This window comes from Phycicoccus duodecadis (genome assembly GCF_002846495.1).
Classification (GTDB): Bacteria; Actinomycetota; Actinomycetes; order Actinomycetales; family Dermatophilaceae; genus Phycicoccus; species Phycicoccus duodecadis.
On sequence record NZ_PJNE01000001.1, the window covers coordinates 1,880,463 to 1,903,036 of the forward strand.

The 22,574-nt window shown below is 73.3% G+C and carries 19 protein-coding genes; 9 read left to right on the plus strand and 10 right to left on the minus strand.

Annotation, left to right across the window (positions count from 1 at the left end; translation table 11 throughout):
* Nucleotides 1–20 precede the first annotated feature (20 nt).
* Both ATL31_RS08770 and ATL31_RS08775 read left to right on the plus strand, forming a co-directional pair.
* Nucleotides 21–1,559 (plus strand): long-chain-fatty-acid--CoA ligase, encoded by a 1,539-nt coding sequence (locus ATL31_RS08770; RefSeq protein ID WP_101395428.1) that lies wholly within the window; start codon nt 21–23, stop codon nt 1,557–1,559.
* Nucleotides 1,560–1,562: 3 nt separating this feature from the next.
* The gene (locus ATL31_RS08775) at nt 1,563–2,744 is read left to right on the plus strand and encodes an acyl-CoA dehydrogenase family protein (RefSeq protein WP_101395429.1); all 1,182 of its coding nucleotides are present in this window, start codon (nt 1,563–1,565) and stop codon (nt 2,742–2,744) included.
* Between the two features lie 121 nt (nt 2,745–2,865).
* Here the strand turns inward: ATL31_RS08775 and ATL31_RS08780 are convergent, their stop codons facing one another.
* Nucleotides 2,866–3,732, minus strand: a complete 867-nt coding sequence (locus ATL31_RS08780; protein WP_101395430.1) for an aldo/keto reductase — start codon at nt 3,730–3,732, stop codon at nt 2,866–2,868.
* 272 nt (nt 3,733–4,004) lie between these two features.
* Between ATL31_RS08780 and ATL31_RS08785 the strand changes: the two genes are divergently transcribed.
* Together ATL31_RS08785 and ATL31_RS08790 are read left to right on the plus strand one after the other, a co-directional pair.
* Nucleotides 4,005–7,325: an ExeM/NucH family extracellular endonuclease gene (locus ATL31_RS08785; RefSeq protein ID WP_101395431.1), complete on the plus strand. Its 3,321-nt coding sequence runs from the start codon at nt 4,005–4,007 to the stop codon at nt 7,323–7,325.
* 72 nt (nt 7,326–7,397) lie between these two features.
* Entirely contained in the window at nt 7,398–7,835 is a 438-nt protein-coding gene (locus ATL31_RS08790) for a DoxX family protein (RefSeq protein ID WP_101395432.1), read from the plus strand.
* Between the two features lie 39 nt (nt 7,836–7,874).
* On the opposite strand, the gene ATL31_RS08795 is transcribed toward ATL31_RS08790, so the two are convergent.
* From ATL31_RS08795 to ATL31_RS08820, 6 genes are all read right to left on the minus strand, one after another.
* Nucleotides 7,875–9,350 carry a DEAD/DEAH box helicase gene (locus ATL31_RS08795; RefSeq protein ID WP_101395433.1) on the minus strand — a complete coding sequence of 492 codons (1,476 nt, stop codon included), beginning with the start codon at nt 9,348–9,350 and terminating at the stop codon, nt 7,875–7,877.
* A gap of 238 nt (nt 9,351–9,588) precedes the next feature.
* A complete protein-coding gene (locus tag ATL31_RS08800; protein WP_101395434.1) occupies nt 9,589–10,569 on the minus strand; it encodes a quinone oxidoreductase family protein in 981 nt (326 codons plus the stop codon).
* A gap of 3 nt (nt 10,570–10,572) precedes the next feature.
* Nucleotides 10,573–10,935, minus strand: a complete 363-nt coding sequence (locus tag ATL31_RS08805) for a hypothetical protein (protein ID WP_101395435.1) — start codon at nt 10,933–10,935, stop codon at nt 10,573–10,575.
* Nucleotides 10,932–11,795: a DODA-type extradiol aromatic ring-opening family dioxygenase gene (locus ATL31_RS08810; RefSeq protein ID WP_101395436.1), complete on the minus strand. Its 864-nt coding sequence runs from the start codon at nt 11,793–11,795 to the stop codon at nt 10,932–10,934. Before ATL31_RS08810 ends, ATL31_RS08805 begins: the two co-directional genes overlap by 4 nt.
* Before the next feature lie 22 nt (nt 11,796–11,817).
* Nucleotides 11,818–12,603, minus strand: coding sequence for a citryl-CoA lyase (locus tag ATL31_RS08815; RefSeq protein ID WP_101395437.1), 786 nt, complete (start codon nt 12,601–12,603; stop codon nt 11,818–11,820).
* Nucleotides 12,600–13,778 carry a CaiB/BaiF CoA transferase family protein gene (locus ATL31_RS08820; RefSeq protein ID WP_101395438.1) on the minus strand — a complete coding sequence of 393 codons (1,179 nt, stop codon included), beginning with the start codon at nt 13,776–13,778 and terminating at the stop codon, nt 12,600–12,602. The genes ATL31_RS08815 and ATL31_RS08820 overlap by 4 nt, the downstream gene beginning before the upstream one ends.
* A gap of 203 nt (nt 13,779–13,981) precedes the next feature.
* Here ATL31_RS08820 and ATL31_RS08825 point away from each other — a divergent pair, with 203 nt between their 5' ends.
* Nucleotides 13,982–15,457, plus strand: a complete 1,476-nt coding sequence (locus tag ATL31_RS08825; protein ID WP_101397430.1) for an amidohydrolase family protein — start codon at nt 13,982–13,984, stop codon at nt 15,455–15,457.
* A 69-nt stretch (nt 15,458–15,526) separates the two neighbouring features.
* Nucleotides 15,527–16,339, plus strand: a complete 813-nt coding sequence (locus ATL31_RS08830; protein ID WP_101395439.1) for an IclR family transcriptional regulator domain-containing protein — start codon at nt 15,527–15,529, stop codon at nt 16,337–16,339.
* A gap of 13 nt (nt 16,340–16,352) precedes the next feature.
* Here ATL31_RS08830 and ATL31_RS08835 read toward each other — a convergent pair whose 3' ends face one another.
* Nucleotides 16,353–17,318 carry an ROK family protein gene (locus tag ATL31_RS08835; protein WP_245862158.1) on the minus strand — a complete coding sequence of 322 codons (966 nt, stop codon included), beginning with the start codon at nt 17,316–17,318 and terminating at the stop codon, nt 16,353–16,355.
* Nucleotides 17,315–18,580 carry an ROK family transcriptional regulator gene (locus ATL31_RS08840; RefSeq protein WP_101395440.1) on the minus strand — a complete coding sequence of 422 codons (1,266 nt, stop codon included), beginning with the start codon at nt 18,578–18,580 and terminating at the stop codon, nt 17,315–17,317. The genes ATL31_RS08835 and ATL31_RS08840 overlap by 4 nt, the downstream gene beginning before the upstream one ends.
* Before the next feature lie 227 nt (nt 18,581–18,807).
* Here ATL31_RS08840 and ATL31_RS08845 point away from each other — a divergent pair, with 227 nt between their 5' ends.
* From ATL31_RS08845 to ATL31_RS08855, 3 genes are read left to right on the plus strand one after another with little or no spacing between them, the layout of a single operon-like run.
* The gene (locus tag ATL31_RS08845; protein WP_245862162.1) at nt 18,808–20,061 is read left to right on the plus strand and encodes an extracellular solute-binding protein; all 1,254 of its coding nucleotides are present in this window, start codon (nt 18,808–18,810) and stop codon (nt 20,059–20,061) included.
* A gap of 1 nt (nt 20,062) precedes the next feature.
* On the plus strand, nt 20,063–21,034 hold the full coding sequence (locus tag ATL31_RS08850) for a carbohydrate ABC transporter permease (RefSeq protein WP_170062498.1): 972 nt from the start codon (nt 20,063–20,065) through the stop codon (nt 21,032–21,034).
* Nucleotides 21,031–21,855, plus strand: a complete 825-nt coding sequence (locus tag ATL31_RS08855) for a carbohydrate ABC transporter permease (protein ID WP_245862164.1) — start codon at nt 21,031–21,033, stop codon at nt 21,853–21,855. The genes ATL31_RS08850 and ATL31_RS08855 overlap by 4 nt, the downstream gene beginning before the upstream one ends.
* On the opposite strand, the gene ATL31_RS08860 is transcribed toward ATL31_RS08855, so the two are convergent.
* Nucleotides 21,848–22,561, minus strand: coding sequence for a M50 family metallopeptidase (locus ATL31_RS08860; protein WP_101395442.1), 714 nt, complete (start codon nt 22,559–22,561; stop codon nt 21,848–21,850). The genes ATL31_RS08855 and ATL31_RS08860 overlap by 8 nt on opposite strands.
* Nucleotides 22,562–22,574 lie beyond the last annotated feature (13 nt).

Sequence of the window (22,574 nt, forward strand, 5' to 3'; positions counted from 1 at the left end):
CCCGACGCTCGGAGGCGACGATGCCCACCCTGTCCCTGGCCGTTCTGCTCGCCGAGAGCGCGCTGCGCACGCCCACCGCGACCGCGGTCGTCGAGGGCGACCGCCGCACCTCCTACGTCGACCTGTGGGAGGCCGCACGGCGCAGCGCCGCCGACCTGCGCGCGCGGGGCGTCGGGCCCGGCACCCGGGTGGCCCTGCTGGCCCCCAACGTCACCGACTTCGTCACGTCCTACTACGGCATCCTCGCCGTCGGCGGGGTCGTGGTGCCGGTGCCGACGCTCCTGGGCGCGAGCGAGATCGCCTACCTGGTAAGCCATTCCGGCGCCGAGCTGCTGCTGCACCACGACGCGCTGGCGGCGCTGGCCGCGCCCGCCGCCGCCGACGTGGGGGTGCCGGCGGTCAGCCTCACCGGTCTGGGCGACGGCGCCGACCCGCTGCCCACGTACGTCTCGCGCGACCCCGCCGACACCGCCGTCATCTTCTACACCAGCGGGACGACGGGCCTGCCGAAGGGCGCCCTGCTCACCCACCTCAACCTCGTGATGAACGCGACCGTCAACGCCTTCGACGGCAACGAGGTGCGCCGTGACGACGTGATCATGGGCAGCCTCCCGCTGTTCCACACCTTCGGGCAGACCGTGGCGATGAACACCACCTTCCGGGTCGGCGCCACCCTGGTCCTCCAGCCCCGCTTCGACGCCGCCCAGGCCATCGAGCTGATGGTGCGGGAGCGGGCGACCATCTTCATGGGCGTGCCGACGATGTACGTGCAGCTGGTCGAGGCGGCGGGGGGCGCCGCCGAGCTGCCCCGGCTGCGTGACTGCATCTCGGGCGGGGCCTCGCTGCCGGTGGTGGTGCTCGAGCGGTTCGAGCAGGCCTTCGGGGCACCGATCTACGAGGGCTACGGGCTGTCCGAGACCTCCCCCACGGCCACGTCGAACCAGCGCCGCTTCGGGGTGCGCCCGGGCACCATCGGCCACCCGATGTGGGGCGTCGACGTCGAGGTCGCCGACGACGCGGTCGAGGAGCGCATCGACCTGGTGCCCAACGGTGAGCGCGGCGAGATCGTCATCCGCGGGCACAACGTCTTCGCCGGCTACCTCGACGACCCCGACGCCAGCGCGGCGGTGCTGGTCGACGGCTGGTTCCGCACCGGCGACATCGGCATCAAGGACGACGAGGGCTTCATCCGGGTCGTCGACCGCAAGAAGGACCTCATCATCCGCGGCGGCTTCAACGTCTACCCGCGCGACGTCGAGGAGGTCCTCTCGCGGCACGAGGGCGTCGGCCAGGTCGCCGTGGTCGGGCTGCCGGACGCGATGCAGGGCGAGGAGGTGTGCGCCGTCGTCGTGCCGTCCGGCGGGGCACCGGTCGAGCCCGACGAGCTGATCGCCTGGGCCCGTGAGCGGCTCGGCAAGCACAAGTACCCGCGCCGGGTGGAGGTGGTCGACGCGCTGCCGCTCGGCCCCAGCCACAAGGTGCTCAAGCGCGAGCTGCGGGCCCGGTTCGCCGCCCCCGCCGACGACCCCACCCCGACCGCCACCCACCAGGAGGACTGACCGATGGACCTGAGCCTGACCGACGACGAGCGCGACATCCGCCAGTGGGTCCGTACCTTCGTGGAGAAGGAGGTCATGCCGCTCGAGCAGGACGTGCTGGCGCGTGAGCGCCGCCACGAGCGTGGCCTGCCCCCCGAGGAGCTGAAGCGCCTGCAGGACACCGCCCGTGCGGCGGGCTTCTTCGGCGTGCTGACCCCGGAGGAGTACGGCGGGATGGGGCTGTCGGCGGTGATGGCGGCGCTGGTCGAGGTCGAGCTCGGGCGCTCGTTCGTGCCGTTCCGCTTCGCCGGCGACGCCGACAACATCCTCTTCCACGCCAACGAGGCCCAGCAGGAGGAGTACCTGCGCCCGACCATCGAGGGCACCCGCAAGAGCTGCTTCGCCATCACCGAGCCCGGCGCCGGCTCCGACGCGCGCGCCATCCGCACCTCGGCCCGGCGCGAGGGCGACGAGTGGGTCATCAACGGCGAGAAGACCTTCATCACCGGCGGGGTCGACGCCGACTTCGTGATGGTCTTCGCGGTCACCGACCCCGAGGCCCACAAAGCGGGGCGCACCGGCGAGTCGGTGACCTGCTTCCTGGTCGACCGCGACCGCGGCTGGACCTCGCAGCAGATCGACACCATGGGCGAGTGGGGCCCGGCCGCACTCGTGTTCGACGACGTGCGGGTGCCGCACTCGGCCATCCTCGGCGAGGAGGGCAAGGGCTTCGCCCTCGCCATGCAGTGGATCGGCAAGGGCCGCTACCTGCTGCCCGCCCGTGCCCTGGGCGGCTGCGAGCGGATGGTCGAGATGGCGATGGAGTGGGCCCACAACCGGGTGACCTTCGGCAAGCCGATCGCCGAGCGGCAGGCCATCCAGTGGATGATCGCCGACTCCGCCACCGAGATCGAGGCGCTGCGCTGGCTGGTGCTGTCGGCCGCGTGGCAGGTCGACCAGGGTCGTGACTCGCGCCAGGCGCAGTCGATGGCGAAGCTCTTCGGCGGCGTCAAGTGCAACGAGATCGTCGACCGGATGCTCCAGGTGCACGGCGGGATGGGCTACACCCGCGAGCTGCCGCTCGAACGCTGGTACCGCGAGCTGCGGCTGCTGCGCATCTACGAGGGCACCGACGAGATCCAGCGCCGCACCCTGGCCCGCAACCTGCTCAAGGGCCACGTGTCGGTCCGCGGCCACCTCGGCTGACCGGCTCCGGCGGCCCCATCCGCCTCGGCTTTTCGGGGTCACCCCGAAAAGCGCACGAGACCCCGGCTCGGAGCCGGGGTCTCGTGCACGAACCGGGGTGTCGAGGCCCCCGCAGGCGCGGTCAGCCCGCGGCTGACCCCAGCTGCTCGAGCTCGTCGGCGGTGAGCTCGAGGTCGGCCGCCCGCACCGAGTCCTGGATGGACGCCGGGCGCGAGGCACCCGGGATGGGCAGCACGACGTCGGCGAGCGAGAGCTCCCACGCCAGGGCCACCTGCTGCGGGCTCACGCCGTGCGCCTGCGCCACCGTCGCGAACGCCGAGTGGTTGCCGCCGAGGTCACCGGCGCTCTTGATGCCGCCGAGCGGGCTCCAGGGGAGGAACGCGATGCCCAGCTCGGCGCAGTGGTCGAGCTCGCCGCGGCTGGAGAGGAATGCCGGCGAGAACTGGTTCTGCACGGACACCAGGCGGCCACCGAGCACCTCGTTGGCAAGGTCGATCTGGGCCACGGTGGCGTTCGAGATGCCGGCCCGCTGGATGACGCCCTCGTCCAGCAGCTCCGCGAGCGCCCCGACCGACTCCGCGTAGGGGACCTCCGGGTCGGGCCGGTGGAACTGGTAGAGCCCGATGGCGTCGACGCCCAGGCGCTGCGCCGAGGCCTTCGCGGCCTCCTTGAGGTAGGCCGGGTCGCCGTTGCGCGTCCACGAGCCGTCACCCGGGCGCAGGTGGCCGCCCTTGGTCGCCACGACCACGTGCGAGGTGTCGCCGCCGTAGGACGCGAGCGCCTTGGCGATGAGGGTCTCGTTGTGCCCGACCTCGTTCGCGTCGCGGTGGTAGGCGTCCGCGGTGTCGACGAGGGTGACGCCGGCGTCGAGGGCCGCGTGGATGGTCGCGATGCTGCGGGCCTCGTCGGGGCGGCCTTCGATCGACATCGGCATGCCGCCGAGGCCGATGGCGCCGACCTCGAGGTCCGCGAGTGCGCGCTGCTTCATGGTGTCTGCTCCTGTCGTCGGGGGGCGGCGCAGAGGGGCGGATGCCGACCACGCGCGCCGCGGGTCTACCTCTGGGCCAAGGCCATGACCGGCCCGGATGTTCCCCGCGAGCGGTCCGGAGGCGGCCTCCGAGGGTTCTCCCGGAGTTCACGAACCCGTGGGACTCCTCGGGTCGCCGGCGTCGTTCGCCGGTGTTACGTTCGCCGCGCACACGAGCGGGTCGAGGTGTCGATGACAGGTCGGCGCTCCCCGCCGGACCCCTGGGAGGATGCATGAACCGCACGCCGTTGCGCCGTCTCGTGGGGAGGGTCGCCGTCGGCGCCCTCGCCCTCGCGGCGCCCGTCGCGCTGACGCCCACCCCCGCGTCGGCCGCTGCCCCCGCCGATCTCCTCGTCTCGGAGTACGTCGAGGGCTCGAGCAACAACAAGGCGCTCGAGATCTACAACGGGACCGGCTCACCGGTCGACCTCACCGCCGGCGCCTACACCGTGCAGGTGTTCGCCAACGGCACCACGACCGCGACCAACACCATCCCCCTCACCGGCACGGTGGCCCCGGGCGACGTGTACGTCCTCGCGAACAACAGCGCCAACGCGACCATCAAGGCGGTCGCGGACCTCCTCTCGGGCAGCGCCAACTGGAACGGGAACGACGCGGTCACCCTGCGCCACGACGGCGCCGTCATCGACTCCTTCGGCCAGCTCGGCACCGACCCCGGCGCCGAGTGGGGCACCGGCGTCACCAGCACCAAGGACCACACCCTGCGCCGCAAGGCCACCGTCTGCGCGGGGGACGCCACCCCCGGCGACGCGTTCGACCCGGCCGTGCAGTGGGACGGCTACGCGGTCGACACCGCCGACGGACTCGGGGCGCACACGGCCGACTGCGGCCCCGTCGTCGACCTCGCCCCGACCGTCACCGCCGTGACCCCGCAGGACGGCGCGACGGTTGCCGGCAGCACCTCGCCGACCGTGACCTTCAGCGAGCCGGTCGCCCTGGCCTCGGGCGCCGTCACCCTCACCTGCACCTCCGGTGACGTCGCTGTCACCGTGACCGGGGGCCCCACCGAGTACACCGTCGACCCCGCCACCGACCTCGCACTCGGCCAGTCGTGCACCCTCACCGTCCACGCCGCCGGGGTCAGCGACGTCGACGCCAACGACCCGCCCGACACCCTCGAGGCCGACTACGTCACCCGCTTCGGCGTGGGGGATGTCTGCGCCGCCTCCTACACCCGCATCCCCGCCATCCAGGGCGACGGCGACACCTCGCCGCTGGAGGGCCGGACGGTCACCACCCAGGGCGTCGTCGTCGCCGACTACGAGGGCCGCGGCTCGCTGCGCGGCTACTACCTCCAGGACGCGACCGGTGACGGCGACCCGGCCACCTCCGACGCCGTGTTCGTCTTCGACGGCGGCGCCGACGAGGTCTCGCGCGGCGACGTCGTGCGCGTCACCGGGGCGGTCTCGGAGTTCCAGGGCCAGACCCAGCTGTCGGCGAGCACCACCGACGCCTGCGGCGCCGGCACCGTGACCTCCACGGAGGTCCGCCTGCCCATGGCCAGCGCCACCGACTTCGAGAAGTACGAGGGGATGCTCGTCACGATGCCGCAGACCCTGTCGGTGACCGAGCACTACCAGCTCGGCCGCTTCGGCCAGGTCACGGTCTCCTCCGGTGGCCGCCTGCAGCAGCCCACCAACGTCGTCGCGCCGGGGGCCGAGGCCAACGCCCTCCAGGCGAAGAACGACCTCAACCGCCTGATCGTCGACGACACCCTCAACAGCCAGAACCCCGACCCCATCATCTGGGGCCGCGGCGGGCAGCCCCTGTCGGCGTCGAACACGCTGCGCGGCGGTGACACCGTGACGGGCGCGACCGGCGTCATGACCTACACCTGGGGCGGCAACTCGGCGAGCCCCAACTCCTACCGCCTGCGCCCGGTCGACCAGACCGGGGCCGGCATCACCTTCACCGCCGCGAACCCCCGCCCGACCACGCCCGAGGACGTCGGCGGTGACGTCCAGGTCGTGGGGATGAACCTGCTCAACTACTTCAACACCCTCGACACGACCGGCAACAACTGCACCGGCGGTGTGACGGGACCGGCGATGGACTGCCGCGGGGCCAACACGGCCACCGAGCTCGAGCGCCAGACCGCCAAGACCGTCGCCGCCATCCTCGCCCTCGACGCCGACGTGTACGGCGTCAACGAGATCGAGAACGACGGCTACGGCGCGACCAGCGCGATCGCGTCCCTCGTCGACCGCCTCAACGCGGCCACGACGCCGGGCACCTTCGCCTACCTCGACGTCGACGCCCGTACCGGGCAGGTCGACGCGCTGGGCAGCGACGCCATCAAGGTCGGCAGCATCTACCGGCCCGCGGTCGTCACCCCCGTCGGCCGGACCGCCGTCCTCAACAGTGTCGAGTTCGTCAACGGCGGCGATCCCGCCCCGCGGGCCCGTCCCTCCCTCGCCCAGGCCTGGAAGGTCAACGCCACCGGCGGCGTCTTCGTGACGGACGTCAACCACCTGAAGTCCAAGGGGTCGGCCTGCTCGGTCCCGGACGCCGGTGACGGCCAGGCCAACTGCAACGTCGTGCGCACCAACTCGGTCAAGGCGCTGCTCGCGTGGCTCGCCACCGACCCGACCGGCACCGGCGACGACGACGTCCTGCTCGTCGGCGACTACAACTCCTACGCCAAGGAGGACCCGATCCGTGCCCTCGAGGCCGGCGGCTTCACCAACCTCGTGGAGAAGTACCAGGGCGAGGACGCCTACTCCTACGCCTTCGACGGCCAGTGGGGCTACCTCGACCACGCCCTCGGTTCGCACTCGCTCCTCGACCAGGTCACGGGCGTCGCGGACTACCACATCAACGCCGACGAGCCCTCGGTGCTGGACTACAACACCGACTTCAAGTCGGCCGACCTCCAGGCGATGCTGTACGCGCCCGACCAGTACCGCGTCTCCGACCACGACCCGGTCAAGATCGGCCTGGCGCCCAACTCGCCCCCCACGGCGAGCGCGGCGTTCTCGCCCGTGCTGGTCGGCTGCGGACGGGCCGCGACCCTGACGGTCGACATCGCCGACCGCGACGTGGCCGACACCCACACCGTCGCCATCACCTGGGGCGACGGTACGACCGGCACGGTCCAGGCCGCGGCCGGCCAGACCCGGGTCACGGCGACGCACACCTACGCCGCGGCGGGGCGGTACACGGCCTCGGTGGTCGTCACCGACAGCCACGGCCAGGCGGCAGCGCCCGCGACCGCGGTCGTCTCGGTCGCCTATGCGACCACCGGTTTCGAGGGTCCCCTCTCGAAGGAGGGTCGCACGAGCAAGAAGGGCTCGACGCTGCCGGTGAAGATCGCCTTCGCCGACTGCGACGGCTCGGTCCCCACCGACCTGGCGCCGGTCGTCACGGTGAGCACCAGCGGCACGACCGTCCTCACCGGCTCGGCCGCCCTGGTCGACGGCATCTGGCAGTACAACCTGCGCACCGGTGACCTGCCGGGCACGGGCACCTTCACCGTGACGGTCACCGTCCCGGAGACGGGCCAGACGCAGACGGCGACGTTCGTCCTGCGCTGAGCGAGCACGACGCGAGGGGGCCGGCCCGCGGGGCCGGCCCCCTTCGTGTGCCCGGCGTGGTGGGGTGGGGCCATGCACCTGCGCCCCGCCGCCGTCCCCACGTCGGTGCCCCGCACCGCCGGCCGCCTCGCCTTCGCGGCGTTCCTCGCCGTCGCGGGGGTGGCCCACCTGGTGTCGGCCGGGTCGTTCCGGGCCCAGATCCCGCCCTGGCTGCCGGCCCCCGAGCTCGTCATCGCGCTGAGCGGCGTGCTGGAGCTGGCCCTCGCGGCGGCGCTGGCGCTGGCACCGCGGCGGTACCGGCCGGCCGTCGGATGGGTCGTGGCGGGCTTCCTGGTGGCGGTGTTCCCCGGCAACATCAGCCAGTTCGTCACCGGCACCGACGGGTTCGGGCTCGACACCGACCGGGCTCGCGGCATCCGGCTGCTGTTCCAGCCGCTCCTGGTCGCGCTGGTGCTGTGGTGCACCGGCGCCTGGGCGGCCCGGACGAGCGACGCCCCGCCCCGGCCGTGAGGGCCGGAGCGGGGCGTCGGGCCGGGTGAGGCCGGAGGGTCAGCGGGAGCGGCGCGGGCGCGCACCCTCGGAGAAGGACGCGGCCGAGCGGCCCGACGGCGCGGAGCCCGGGCGACCGGACGAGGCGGCGGCCGGCCGGCCGGAGGAGCCGGAGCCGCGGCGCGGACGCCCCTGACCCTGGGCCTGGCCAGCGGCGCGCGGCTCGCTGCGCGGGCCCCGCGAGCTGCGCGGACCGCCACCCTGGCGAGGGGAGCCCGCCGCACCGCCGGGACGGCCGCCACCGCGGCGACCACCGCCGCCGCCACCGGAGCGCTCGGCGCCGCCGGGGGCGACGTAGCCGCCCTCGAGGGAGCGCTCGCCGGGGGCGAGCTCGGCCAGCACGGGGTGCTGGGCGTGGGCCCGGGTGATGGTCGGGTTGATGCCGGCCTTGCGGGTGAGGTCGCGCACGTCGCGCACCTGGTCGTCGGTCATCAGCGTGATGACGGTGCCCGAGGCGCCGGCGCGCGCGGTGCGGCCCGAGCGGTGCAGGTACGCCTTGTGCTCGACCGGCGGGTCGGCGTGGATCACCAGCCCCACGTCGTCGACATGGATGCCGCGGGCCGCGATGTCGGTGGCGACGAGGGTCTTGGCGGCCCCGGTGTGGAAGGCCTCCATGGTGCGGGTGCGCTGGCCCTGGCTGAGGTTGCCGTGCAGCTCGACCGCGGGGACGCCGGCCTCGTTGAGCTGGCGGGCGATCCGCTTGGCGCGGTGCTTGGTGCGGGTGAACACGATCGTGCGACCCGGCGCCGAGGTGAGGTCGACCAGCACCGGTAGGTGCGCGGCCCCGGCCACGTGCAGCACGTGGTGCGACATCGCGGACACCGGGGACTGGGCCGAGTCGGCCTCGTGGGTAGCCGGGTCGTGCAGGTAGCGCTTGGCGAGCACGCCGATCCCGGCGTCCAGCGTGGCCGAGAACAGCATCCGCTGGCCACGGCTCGGGGTGGCGTCGAGGATGCGACGCACCTGGGGCAGGAAGCCGAGGTCGGCCATGTGGTCGGCCTCGTCGACGACGGTGACCTCGACGGCGTCGAGGGCGACGTGACCCTGGGCGATGAGGTCCTCGAGGCGGCCGGGGCAGGCCACCACGACGTCGACGCCGCGGCGGATGGCCGAGACCTGCGGGCCCTGGCCGACGCCGCCGAAGACGGTGCGCGAGGTGAGGCCGAGCACCGCGGCGAGCGGGGCCATGGCCTCGTCGATCTGGGTGGCGAGCTCGCGGGTCGGGGCGAGGATGAGGGCGCGGGGCCGCTTGGGGGTGCGCTGCTTCCCGCTGGTGGAGAGGCGCGCGAGCAGCGGCAGCAGGAAGGCGACGGTCTTGCCGGAGCCGGTGCGGCCGCGGCCGAGCAGGTCACGGCCGGCGAGCGAGTCGGGCAGGGTCGCGGCCTGGATGGGGGTGGGCGTCGTGATCCCGGCCTGGGCCAGGACGTCGGCGAGGACGGTGGGCACGCCGAGCGCGCCGAAGGTGTCTGAGGACACGGGGTGGTCTCCCGGTGGTGGGGTGTGTCGGGGCGACGAGTAGCCGTCGGCAGCGACAACGTGGATGTTCTGCCGGGCGGGCTCTTGGGGCCGCGGCGCGCGGTGACGGCGGCCATGGGGCCGGTCACACTGGCATCGACATCAGAGGAAGCAGGGCCCGAGGCAGAACTGGGCGGGCCACTGCGACCAGTCTACGGGCTCGCGGGGACACGCCCGACCACCGGCCGCCCGCCCGGCGTCAGGGGACCAGGACGACGCGGTCCGGAGCCGTCCCCTCGCGCACCCGGTGCCAGGCGTCGGCCACGTCGCTCAGCGGGTGGACGGTGTGGTCGACGTCGACCTCCCGGCGGGCGGCGTGCGCGAGGACGGTGGTGAGGACCTGCTCGCGGCGCTGCGCCGTCAGGGTGGTGTTGGTGTACCCGAGGACGGCCGCCGAGCGGCTACGCAGGGCCGCGGAGTCGACGGTGAGGGTGGCGCCGGCGCTGCTGCCGAGGTTGACCAGCCGACCCCCCGGGGCGAGGGCGAGGACGGCGGCGCTGGCGGCGACGCCGGCGAGGGGGTCGACGACGACGTCGGCGCCGTCGCCGGCGCAGGCCTCCCGGATGCGGGCGGCGAGCGCTGCGGGGTCCTCGTCGCCGTCGAGGGCGACGACCTCGTCGGCACCCCGGCGCGCGGCGGCATCCCGGGCGGCGGCAGAGCGGGCGAGTGCGACGACCCGCCGGGCGCCCAGGAGGCGGGCGGCCTGCACGGCCACCTGGCCGACCACCCCGCCCGCGCCGAGGACGACCACGCACTCCCCCGGGAGCAGGTGGGCCCGCGCCTCGAGCACCTCCCAGGCCGCGACCGCCGACAGGCCGAGGGCCGCGACCAGAGGGTCGGGGACGTCGGCGTGGAGCGGGACGAGGTCGGCCGGGGCCACGGCGGCCAGCTCGGCCATCCCCCCGTCGCCGGGCGCCATCCCGGCCGTGCTCGCGAACCAGACCCGCCGCCCGACGAGGTGGGACGGCCCTTCCCGGACGACTCCGACTCCCTGGACGCCGGGGACGTAGGGAAGAGCGGGTGCGCCGAAGTAGGACGTGCCCGATGCGCAGAGCAGGTCGAGGGGGGTGATGGGCGCGGCGGTGACCTCGACCAGGACCTGGCCGGGCGCGGGCGCGGGGTCCGGGTGCCCGGCCGCCGCGGGGGGGCGGCCGTGGGCGGTGACGACGACGGCGCGCACGGCTCAGGTGGCGATGTCGGGGTACGGCAGCGACAGGTGGGCCAGCGCCTGCCCGTAGCCCTTCTGGTACGACAGCGGTTCGGGGTGGTCGCGCTCGAACATCGCGATGAAGAGGGTCAGCGTGAGGAACGGGTGCGCCCCGAGCTCGAACAGCGCCACGTGGTCGTGGGCGACGAGCGCGGCGCGCTCGGCGACCTCGAAGGCCAGCCAGGTGCTCGCCTCGGCATCGGGCACGTTGAGGATGCGGTTGGCCAGCGTCTCCTCCCACCAGCCGACGGTGCCGGCGGGGTCGGTGCGGTAGCGCTCCACCAGCTCGGGGTCACGGTCGACGGTGTAGAGGAACTTGTTCACCAGGTACTTGCTCATGCCGGCGCTCCCTCGGGGTACCAGGTGAAGTAGGCCTCCATCGTGTGGAACAGGTCGAGGCTGTCGACGTGGTCGGCGCGCACCCCCTGGCCCGCGACGCCCATCATCAGCATGAAGTCCATGAAGCCGTGGGTCGCGTTGCCCGGCAGGTGGAGGCTGTCGAGGGTGACCTCACCGAGGCAGCCCTCGAGGTCGCCGTTGGCGATCCACTCGACGGCCCGGCGGTCGAAGTCCGGGTCGGGTCCGTGGGGCCCGAACTGGCGCGGGCCGCCGAGCTCGAGCGAGAGGTGGCCGGTGCCGATGATGGCCACCCGCTGGTCGCTGGGCCAGCCCTCGACGAGCTCGCGGATGGTGCGGCCGAGCTCGACGAAGCGCTTCGGCTGCGGCAGCGGCGGCGCGAAGATGTTCGTGTAGATCGGCACGATCGGGAGGTCGGCCTCGGGGCGCAGGGTGATGATCGGGCAGGTGATCGAGTGGTCGATCCGCAGCTCGTTGCTGAACGCGAGGTCGAAGCCGGAGTCCAGGCCACCGCGCAGGATGTGCGACGACAGCTCCTCGTGCCCTTCGAGGCGCAGCCGCGGCAGCCCGAACTCGCGCTCCTCGTTGTACCAGTTGGCATCGTAGACAGGCGCTTTGCCCACGAGGAACTGCGGCATGTTGTCGAGCCAGAGCTGGTGGAAGTGGTCGCTGCCCACCATGACGAGGACATCGGGCCGGGCCCGGGTCAGGGTCTCGCGGAAGCGCTCGATCTTCGCGACCCACTCGTCCGCGAACGGGGGCCGCTCGTCACCCACCGCGGTGCTGGCGCGGTAGTAGAAGGGGTGGTGCGTCGAGGCGATGACGGCGACGACCTGGGCCATGCGGGTGCTCCTTCCGGAAAGGTCAGGACTCGGGGTCGACGTAGACCGCGTTGCGGTCGACCGACAGGTAGGCATCCATGCCGATGGGGCGGCGTCGCTCCTCGGCCAGCTGGCCGAGCAGGCCGGCGCACCGGGCGAGCAGCGCGAAGCCGCGCAGCATCTCGACCGGCAGCCCGAGGTCGGCCAGCGCCGCGCCGCAGACCCCGGCCCCGTTGAGCGGCAGGCGCTTCCCGAGGACCTGGTCGTGCACCCTCCCGACCGCCTCGAAGAGGCGCAGGTGGGGGCCGCGCAGGCCCTCCTCCTCGGCGATGCGCAGGAGCACGGGCGTGCGGGGGTCGCCCTGCTTGTGCACGGGGTGCCCCAGACCGGGGACGAACCGCCGGGCCTCCTTCGTGCGCCGCACCGCCTCGAGCGCCACGGCGTCCCAGCCCGCGTCGTCGGTGGGCAGCTCGTCGCCGAGGTCCGAGACGACCGCGTGGAGGAACGCGCCGCAGTCCTCGGTGACCCCGAGGAAGCGCGACCCGCCGCCGAGCAGGCCCGCAGCGAGCGCGCCCTGCAGCGAGTCGGGGGCCGAGAGGTAGGTGAGGCGGGCGGCGATGGCGGTGGGGGTGAAGCCGTGGTCGGCGAGGGCCACGAGGACCGCCTCGAAGACGCGGGTCTCCTGGGGCGTGGGGCGGCGCATCGCGACGAGCCAGAACGCGAGCTCCCCGAAGCCGACCGAGCCCATGAGGTCCTCGGTGAGGTCCTGCCCGAGGAGGCGGATCTCGTCGGCGGTGGAGGTCCCGAGGGAGGTGGGGTAGGTCGTCATCGCGGCTCCTCGTCGCGCGCGGGGGCCGGCTCCGAGAGCCAGCGCCGGATGTCGTCACCGTCCGCGTCGAGGGACGGCGGGGGGAGGTCGTAACGGGCCTGGCTGTCGGAGAACCGGATCGGGTTGCGGATGGACGGGACGGCGGCGTCGCCCTCGCCCACGTGCACGACCGGCTCCAGCCCGACCCCCTCGGCGAAGGCGACCCCGCCGTCGACGGTGTTGATCGGGCCGCAGGGCACCCCGGCGGCGATGATGTCGCGGAACCACTCCATGGCGGTGCGGGTGCGCAGGCGCTCGACGAGGAGCGGGCGCAGCTCGTCGCGATGGGCCGTCCGGTCCTCGTTGCGGGCGAAGCGCGGGTCGTCGGCCAGCTCGGGCACGCCGAGCACCTCGACCAGGCGCCGGAACTGGCCGTTGTTGCCCGCGGTGACGACGAGGTCGCGGTCGGAGCAGGGGAGCGGCTCGTAGGGGAAGAGGCTCGGGTGGCTGTTGCCCATCCGGTGGGGGACGACGCCGCCGGCCACGAAGGCGCTGGACTGGTTGACCAGCCCCGACAGGGCCGACGACAGCAGGTTGACCTCGACGTGCTGCCCCCGGCCGGTGTCGTGGCGGGCGTGCAGGGCCGAGAGCACCCCGATGCTCGCGTGCAGCCCGGCCATGACGTCGAAGACCGAGATGCCGGCCCGGAACGGCTCGCCGTCGGGGGAGCCGGTGAGGCTCATCAGCCCGGAGATGGCCTGCACGATGAGGTCGTAGCCCGGCAGGTCACGGCCGCCGGGGCCGCTGCCGAAGCCGGTGATGGAGGCGTAGACGATGCCGGGGTTGGTGGCGGCGACCGCGTCGTAGTCGAGGCCGAAGCGGGCGAGCCCCCCGGGCTTGAAGTTCTCCACCAGGACGTCGGCGCGCCGGGCCAGCTCCTGGGCGGCCGCGCGGTCGCCGTCGTCCTTGAGGTCGAGCACGACCGAGCGCTTGTTGCGGTTCACCCCGAGGTAGTACGTCGAGACGCCGTCGCGCACCGGGGGGCTCCAGGACCGGGTGTCGTCGCCGGCCGGTGACTCGACCTTGACGACCTCGGCGCCCAGGTCGGCGAGGAGCATCGTGGCGTAGGGCCCGGCCAGGACGCGGGAGAAGTCGGCGACCAGCAGACCGCTGAGGGGTCCTGACGATGCGGTCACAGGAGGCCTCCGACTCGTTTCGCGGACAGTCGTCCGTTGGGCTGGTTCTCGAGTCTGCGGGGGAGGACCGGCCCCTGTCAAGGAGTCTGCAGTGTGGCACGGAAGGGTCTTGACAGCGGTCGCGGAGCGGGCGGAGAGTGGGATGCGCGGCTGAACGCCGTTCTACGGACATCTGTCCGCCACCACTGACGATGGGAGTGACGATGGCGCTCGACGCGACGACCGAGGGTGCACCGGTGCTGTTCCGCGGGGGCACGGTCCTCACGATGGACGACCAGCACACCGTGCTGTACGGCACCGACGTCCTCGTGGTCGGGGACCGGATCGCCGAGGTCGGTGTCGGGCTCACCGCCCCGGAGGGTGCCCTCGAGATCGACGCCGCCGGCGGCATCGTCATGCCGGGGATGATCGACACCCACCGCCACATGTGGCAGACCGCCATGCGCGGCTACGGCGCCGACTGGACCCTCACCCAGTACTTCGTCTGGTACTACCTCGAGAGCGGGAAGCACTTCCGCCCCGAGGACGTGCACACCGGCAACCTGCTCTCGGCGTGGGAGTCCCTCGAGGCCGGGGTGACGACGACCGTCGACTGGTCGCACGGCCTGCAGACCATCGACCACGCCGAGGCCGCCGTCGACGCGCTGGCCGCCGTCCCCGGCCGGTTCGTCCTCGCCTACGGCAACATCCAGGGGGGCCCGTGGGAGTGGGCCGCCGACCCGGCCCTGCGCTCGTTCCTCGACCGCCGCCGCGGCGACCTCTACGGCTGGCAGCTCGCCTTCGACGTCACCGGCGACCCCGCCTTCCCCGAGCGGGCCGCGTTCGAGGCCGCCCGCGAGCTCGGCCTGCCCGTCACGACCCACGCCGGGGTCTGGGGCGCCACGAACGACGACGGCATCCGGCTGATGACCGACCACGGCTTCGCCGACGAGTCGACCGTCTACGTGCACGCCGCGACCCTCTCGACCGACAGCTACCACCGGATCGCCGCCACCGGCGGGTCGGTCTCGGTGTCGACCGAGTCCGAGCAGAGCGCCGGCCAGGGGTACCCCCCCACCTGGCAGGTCCGCAAGCACGACATCCCGGTCTCGCTGTCGATGGACACCAGCGTCTGGTGGAGCGGCGACCTGTTCTCCGCGATGCGCACGACGCTCGGTGCCGACCGCTCGCGCGAGCACCTCGAGGCCCACGCCGCGGGTGACACCGTGACCAACGTGCACCTGCGGGCCGAGCACGTCGTCGACTGGGCGACCCGCGGCGGCGCGCGGGCGCTCGGCGCCGACGAGCTGGGCCGCATCGTGCCCGGTGCCAAGGCCGACGTGGTCCTGCTGCGCAACGACTCCTCGCCGGTGTCCTTCCCGCTCCTCAACCCCTACGGTCACGTCGCGTTCCAGGCGCAGCGCGGCGACGTCCACACCGTGCTCGTCGACGGGGTGGTCGTCAAGCAGGACGGCAAGCTCGTCGGGATCGACCTCGCCGACCTCCGCCGGCGGGCCGAGAGCACCGTCGAGCACCTGCGCTCGGTCATGGGCGAGGACGCCTGGGCCGCGGGGATGAACCCCGAGGAGCCGGGCGAGGACGACAAGATGCTCGACAACCCGTACCAGTACACCGACTTCCGCACCGACACCACGCTCGCCCGCGGCAGCATCTTCGGTGAGCCCGGCGCCGGGGAGTGAAGGGCCGGCCGCTCACCGCGTAGGGTCGTCCGCGCGGATCCGCCGCAGCACCAGGTCGAGGGAGGTCGCGTGGCCGGTCGTGGGCAGGGCGCCGACTTCGTCGAGGCACTCGCGCGGGGGCTCGACGTGCTCGGCTGCTTCGACGCCGCGCATCCCCGACGCTCGCTCAGCGACGTCGCGGCGGCCACCGGCCTCGCCCGCCCCACCGCGCGCCGGCTGCTGCTCACCCTCGACGAGCTCGGGTTCGTGCGGCAGGTCGACGGCGGGTTCGAGCCGACGCCCCGGGTCCTGAGCCTCGGGATGGCCTACATCGCCTCGCTCGGGCTGTGGGACGTCGCCCGCCCGCGGATGGAGTGGCTCGTCGGGCAGACCGGGGAGTCCTCGTCGATGGCCCAGCTCGACGGCTCCGACATCGTCTACGTGGCGCGGGTGGCCGTGCCGAAGATCATCGCGCTGCGGGTGGAGGTCGGGACCCGCTTCCCGGCGCCTCCCACCTCGCAGGGCAAGGTGCTGCTGGCGGGGCTGGCGCCCGCCGACCTCGACGCCGCCCTCGCGCTGCCCAGCCGCTCGCCGGTCCTGCCCCGCCGTGCCTGGGACCCGTCCGCTCTGAGGGACGAGCTGACCTCGGTCCGGGCGCGCGGCTGGGCTCTGGCTGACGAGGAGCTCGCCCCCGGCGTCCGCTCGGTCGCCGTGCCGGTGCGGGACGGCACCGGTGCGGTGCGGGCCGCGATGAACGTCACCGTGCACGCGGCCGAGACCTCCACCGAGCAGCTCGTCGACGAGCACCTTCCCCGGCTGCTGCGGGCCGCCGGTGAGGTCAGCGCCGACTGGGCCCTGTGGCAGGCCCGCCCGCAGGTCGAGGCCCCCGCGGCCGGGCCCTGAGCGCAGGGCCGGCTCAGCCGGTGCCGAGGTCGAGGTGGGCCGCCCCCACCGCGCCCGACCACTCGCCGAGCCCGGACGCCGCGACCGCCACCCCGTCGGGCATCGGCAGCCGCTCGGCCAGCGCCGCCCGTAAGGGGTCGAGCAGGGTCGCGCCGGCCTGGGCCATCCCGCCGCCCACCAGCACCAGCCGGGTGCCGGCGGTGGCGACGACCGGGGCGAACGCGTCGGCCAGGGCCTCGACCGCGGCGGTCCAGATGGACGCCGCCAGCGGGTCACCGGCCTCGACCGCGGCCGAGACGGTGCGGGCGTCGCCCTCGCGGCCCGCCTCGCGCCAGCGGCGGCCCACGGCGGTGGCCCCGGCCACCGCCTCGAGGCAGCCGAACCGGCCGCAGCCGCACTCGGGCCCGTCGGGCACGACCCGGACGTGGCCGAGCTCGCCGGTCCACTCCGACCCGCGCACGACCCGCCCCGCGGTCATCAGGGCGGCCGCGAGGCCGGTGCCGAGCGGCACGAACAGCACGTCGTCGACCCCGGCCGCGGCGCCGAGCAGGTGCTCGCCCAGCAGCCCCGCCCGCACGTCGTGGCCGAGCAGGACCGGTACCGCGACGTGCCCGGCGAGCGCGGCGGCGACATCGAGGTCGCGCCAGCCGAGGTTGGCCGACCAGACCGCCCGCTGGTGCTCCTCGTCGACGATGCCGGGGACGACCACGCCCACCCGGTCGACCCCGGAGGCGGTGTCGGTGGCGGGCAGGTGCTCGGTCGACAGCACCGAGGCCAGGACGTCGGCGACCAGCGGCCCGACCGTGACGGCGACGTCCCGCGGGGTGGGGCGCAGGAAGCGGGCCAGGACGACGCCGTCGCGCACGGCCACGACCTTGGTGCGGGTGCCGCCGATGTCGACGCCGACCCGCAGCAGCCCGGCGGGCGCGTCGACGGCGGAGGCAGGAGTGGCCGACGGCGTCGGCTGGAGGGTGGTCACGCGGTGGCCACCGTGCTCTCGAGGCGGCGCTCGACCGCGGTGAGCGCCAGCCGCACCGCCCCCGTGGCGACGGCCGAGCCGCCGAGCTGCGAGAGCAGGACGCGGGGCGGGTCGAGGGTCGACCGGGCGAGCTCGGCGGCGACCGCGCCGACCAGCGGCTCGCCGACCCGGGTGGCTCGCCCGCCGAGCACGACGGTGCCGGGGTCGAGCACCAGGACCAGGGCCGACACCCCGGCGCAGAACCAGTGCACGACCCGCTCGGCCGCTTCCGCGGCGTCGGCGCTGCCGGCCGCCCCCGCCCGCAGGAGGGCGCCGAGCGCGTCCACGCTCCCGTCGCCGGACGCCGCACCGCCGGGAGCGACGGCCAGCTCGGCCGCCACCAGCGGGTCGTGAACGGCCAGGGCCCGGGCGACCTGCGCGACGGCCATCGTCGACACCCGCCGCTCGAACGCCCCGGGGCTGCCCTCGGGCGCCAGCGGGCCGTCGTCATGGGTGGCGGCGGGGTCGCGGAAGACGTCGACGAAGCCGAGCTCGCCCGCGGCCATGGTGGCGCCGCGGTAGGGCACGCCGTCGATGACGATCCCCGCGCCGACCTGCTCGTCCCAGTGCACGAAGGCGAAGGTGTCGACCCCCCGGGCCACCCCAACCGCGCGCTCGGCCAGGGCGGCGAGGTTGACGTCGTTGTCGATCAGGACCGGGCAGCCCACCTCGGCCGCGACCCGCTCGGTGACGGGCACCGCGCTCCAGCCCGGGATGTTCGGGGCGGTGCGGATGCGGCCGGTCGAGACGTCGACCACGCCCGGGCTGCCGATGCCGACGGCCCAGACCCCGGTGGCGGAGGCGTCCGACCGGCGCAGCGTGCGCACCGCCGTGAGCACCGTCTCGAGGACGTCGGCCGCGGTCGCCGCGGTGGCGAGGCGCACCTCGGCCCGCGGCTCGCCCGCCAGGTCGGCCAGCTGCGCGTGGACCTCGTGCGCCCCCACCTGCACCCCGACGACACAGCCGAGCTCGCTGCGGAAGCGGACCCGCTGCGCCGGCCGGCCGGGCGCTCCCTCGGCGCGCGAGCGCCGGCGCTCGACCAGCCCGAGCTCGACCAGGTCGTCGACCGAGCGGGTCACCGCGGGGCGCGAGAGCGAGGTGAGGGCGGCGAGCTCGGACACGCTGGCGGCCCCCTCCGCCCGACGGAGCGCGGCCAGGAGGGCGGCGCGGTTCATGCCGCGCAGCACGTGGGGGCCGTTGGCCACCCGCGCGGTGTCGCTCATCGAGTTGCCACCCCCAGGGGTCTTGACGCGGATCGTGTCGAGGATGATTATTTACGAATCATTCGTAACTGTCTACGGGGAGTTCTGGTGAGGACCACCGGCCGTCGTCGCCACCCGGCGCGCCGACCGGTGACCGCCCTCCCGGAGCACCCCGTGGGCGACCCCGGCCGGGGCCGGACCACCGACGGCCGCGCCGTCGGGTCATCATGAGAAGAAGGAGGACAGACATGGGGATGTCGAAGAAGACCGCGCTCGTGGTCGGCACCGTGCTCCCGGCGCTGCTGTTGGGCGCCTGCGGCGGAGGTACCGGTGCGGGCCAGGCCGACGGCGGCTCGTCCGGTGGCTCCAAGGCCACCACCATCACGCTGATGGCCGCCGAGTACAGCAAGGACAACACCAAGGCGTTCTGGGACTCCTTCGCCAAGGAGTACAAGGACAAGTACGGCTACACCCTCAACGTCAACGTGGTCAGCTGGGACAACATCGACCAGCAGTCGTCGACCATGATCCAGAACAACCAGCCGCCGGACATCCTGAACCTCAACGCCTACGCGAGCTACGCCAAGGACGGCCTGCTGTACTCGGCCGACGACGTGCTCCCGGCCGAGGCCAAGAGCGACATCCTGCCGACCTTCGTCAAGTACGGCACCTACGACGGCAAGTTCTACGGCTTCCCCGACCTCAGCAGCGCCCGCGCCCTCTTCTACAACACCGCGGTGTTCCAGAAGGCCGGCATCTCGGCGCCCCCGAAGACCTGGACCGAGCTCGAGGCCGACGCCACGAAGATCAAGGCCGCCGGCGACATCGGCTACGCGATGCCGCTCGGCCCCGAGGAGTCGCAGGGCGAGTTCTCGATGTGGCTCTTCAACAACGGCGGTGACTGGAAGACCGACGGCAAGTGGACCATCGACTCCGAGCAGAACGTCGAGTCCCTGACCTTCATGAAGAAGCTCGCCGACGCCGGTCTCACCCAGGCCAACCCGGCCCGCACCAACCGCGCCGACGCCTTCGACCTGTTCAAGTCGGGCAAGGTCGGGATGGTCGTGGGCTTCTCGCCGCTGGCCGGTGCCCTCGACAAGGACGGCACCGTCAAGTACGAGGTCGCGCCGTTCCCCACCAACGACGGCTCCGAGAGCAAGACCTTCGGCGTCACCGACTACCTGATGGCCTTCAAGAAGGCGGGCAACCAGGACGCGGTCAAGGCGTTCTACGAGCTCTACTACTCCAAGGACCAGATCAACACCTTCATCGAGAAGGAGGGCTTCCTCCCCGTCACGAAGTCCGGGGTCGAGTACTTCCAGAAGGACCCCAAGCTCAAGGTCTACCTCGAGACCCTGCCGAACGCCCGTCTCACCCCGACCGACGACCCCACCTGGGACAAGGTCAAGCTCGCGGTGCAGCAGAACCTCGGGGCGGCCATGACCGGCGACCCCAAGAGCGTCCTGGCCAAGCTGCAGCAGACCGCCGAGGCGCAGGGCTGACATGAGCCTCACCGACGACGTCACGGCGCCGTCGGCACGCCCGACCCCGGAGGTGCCGGCCGCGCGCACGCGCCGCCGCACCGCCGGGGTCGGGCGCGTCCACCCCGGCGTGGCCCTGCTCTGGCTCTCGCCCGCGATCGCGCTCATCGTCGGCATCGTGGTCTTCCCGGCCGTGATGCTGTTCAAGGCCTCGCGCTCGGAGTACTCCATCACCGGCCTCTACAAGGGGGCCGCCGGGTGGGACAACTACGCCAAGGTCCTCAGCCACCCCGACCTGCCGGTGGTGCTGAGGAACACCGTGGTCTGGGTGGTCGCGGTGGTCGCGCTGACCATCCTCATCTCGCTGGCCCTGGCGCAGCTCCTCGTCAAGGACTTCCCCGGCCGCCGGTTCGTCAGGTGGGCGGTGATCGTCCCGTGGGCCGCCTCGCTGGTCATCACCAGCCAGCTGTTCGTGCTGCTCTACGACTACAACTACGGCCTGGTCAACCACGTGCTGATGACGCTCCACGTCATCGACACCCCCATCAGCTTCCTGGGTGACGACCGGTTCACCATGGCCTCGATGGTCGTCGTGGGCGTCTTCGTGTCGCTGCCGTTCACCGTCTTCGTGTTCATCGCCGGCCTCAACGCGATCCCGGGCGACGTGATGGAGGCGGCCGAGGTCGACGGCGCCTCCCCCTGGCAGCGCTGGCGGATGATCACCCTGCCGCTGCTGCGCCCGGCGCTGCTCATCGCGACGGTGCTGAACACCATCTACGTGTTCAACAGCTTCCCGATCATCTACACCCTCAACGACCGCAACCCCGGGTTCGGCCACGACACCCTGATCACCTTCATGTACAAGCTGGCCTTCAAGAGCCAGGAGAAGGACGTGGGGATGTCGGCCGCGACCGGGATCATGAACGTGCTGGTCATCCTGGTCGTCGTCATGGTCTACCTGAAGGTCGTCAACTGGCGCGAGGAGACGAAGTGACCACGACCCGCCGCCCCCGGCTCGTCGCGTTCAGCGCGGCCGCCGTGGCCCTGGTGTTCCTCGCGCCGTACGTGGTGATGGTGCTCGACAGCTTCCGCACCAGTACCGACGTCAAGACCAGCCCGCCCTCGTTCCTGCCGCGGGTCTGGCAGTTCGACACCTACGCCACCGTGCTGTCCGACGGGCGCTTCCCGCACTGGCTGTTCACGTCGCTCGTCGTCTCGCTCGGGGCGACCGGCATCGTGGTCCTCGTGGCCATCCCGGCGGCCTACATGACGGCCCGGCACCGCTTCCCGGGCCGCGGGGTGTTCCTGCTGGTCGTGCTCATCACCCAGATGTTCGCGCCGACCTCGCTGGTCGTCGGGCTCTACCGGCAGTTCTTCGAGCTCAACATGATCAACACCTACGGCGCGCTGATCCTCACCAACGCCGCGTTCAACCTCGCGTTCGCCATCTGGATCCTGCACGGCTTCTTCTCGTCCATCCCGCTGGAGGTCGAGGAGGCCGCGGCGCTCGACGGCGTCGGCCGGGTCGGGATGCTGCGCCGCATCATGCTGCCGTTGACGCTGCCCGGGCTGGTCACGGCCACGATCTTCACGTTCATCGCGGCCTGGAACGAGTACGTCGTGGCGCTCACCCTGATGATCGACGACGACAAGAAGCCGCTCACGGTGGGCTTCCGGTCCTACGTCACCGGCTACGAGCAGAACTGGGACCAGCTGTTCGCGGCCTCGGTCATCGCGGTGGTGCCGGTCGTCATCCTGTTCGCGCTCATCGAGAAGCACCTCGTCGGCGGGCTGACCGCGGGCTCGGTCAAGTAGCGGATCGGAGCGCGGCCAGCACCGCCCGGGCCACCACCCACGTCGCGCCGGCGCACACCAGGGCGAAGCTGGCGAGCCACACGACCCGCGGCACGCCGGTGAGGCGGGCCAGCACCCCGGCGTCACTCGAGGCGTCGCGGGTGCCGGCCACCGCCCCCAGATGCCGCCACGCGCCGACGACCAGGACCAGCCCGGCCGCCACCAGCACCTGGGCCTGCACCAGGGCCGGGCCCGCCCAGAACAGCCAGCCGGTCAGGCCCGTCACCGCCACGACGACGACCGCGGTCAGGGCCGAGCGCACCCGCACCAGGGCGACCACCAGCACCACCACGACGACCGCCAGCATGGCGCCGGACCACCCGCGGACCGCCAGCCAGACCGCGGCGGCGCCGACCGCCGCCGGCGCCGGGTAGCCCGCCCAGGTCGTGACGACCCGGCCCGCGCCCCGCGCCGGCCCGACCGTGACGGCGTGCCCCGACATGTCACCGCGCAGGACGAACCCGGTGAAGCGGCGGCCCACGGCCATCCCCACGCCCGCGTGCCCGAGCTCGTGCACGAGCGTCACCCCGAGCCGCAGCACCCGCCACAGCCCGGGGACCCCGACGGCCACCAGCGCCGCGACGAGGACGACCACCACGGGCGCCCCGGCCAGCGCGACGTCGCCCACGGGCTGCACCCGGGCCCACACCCCGCCGACGACGTCCATGGGCACCGGACCG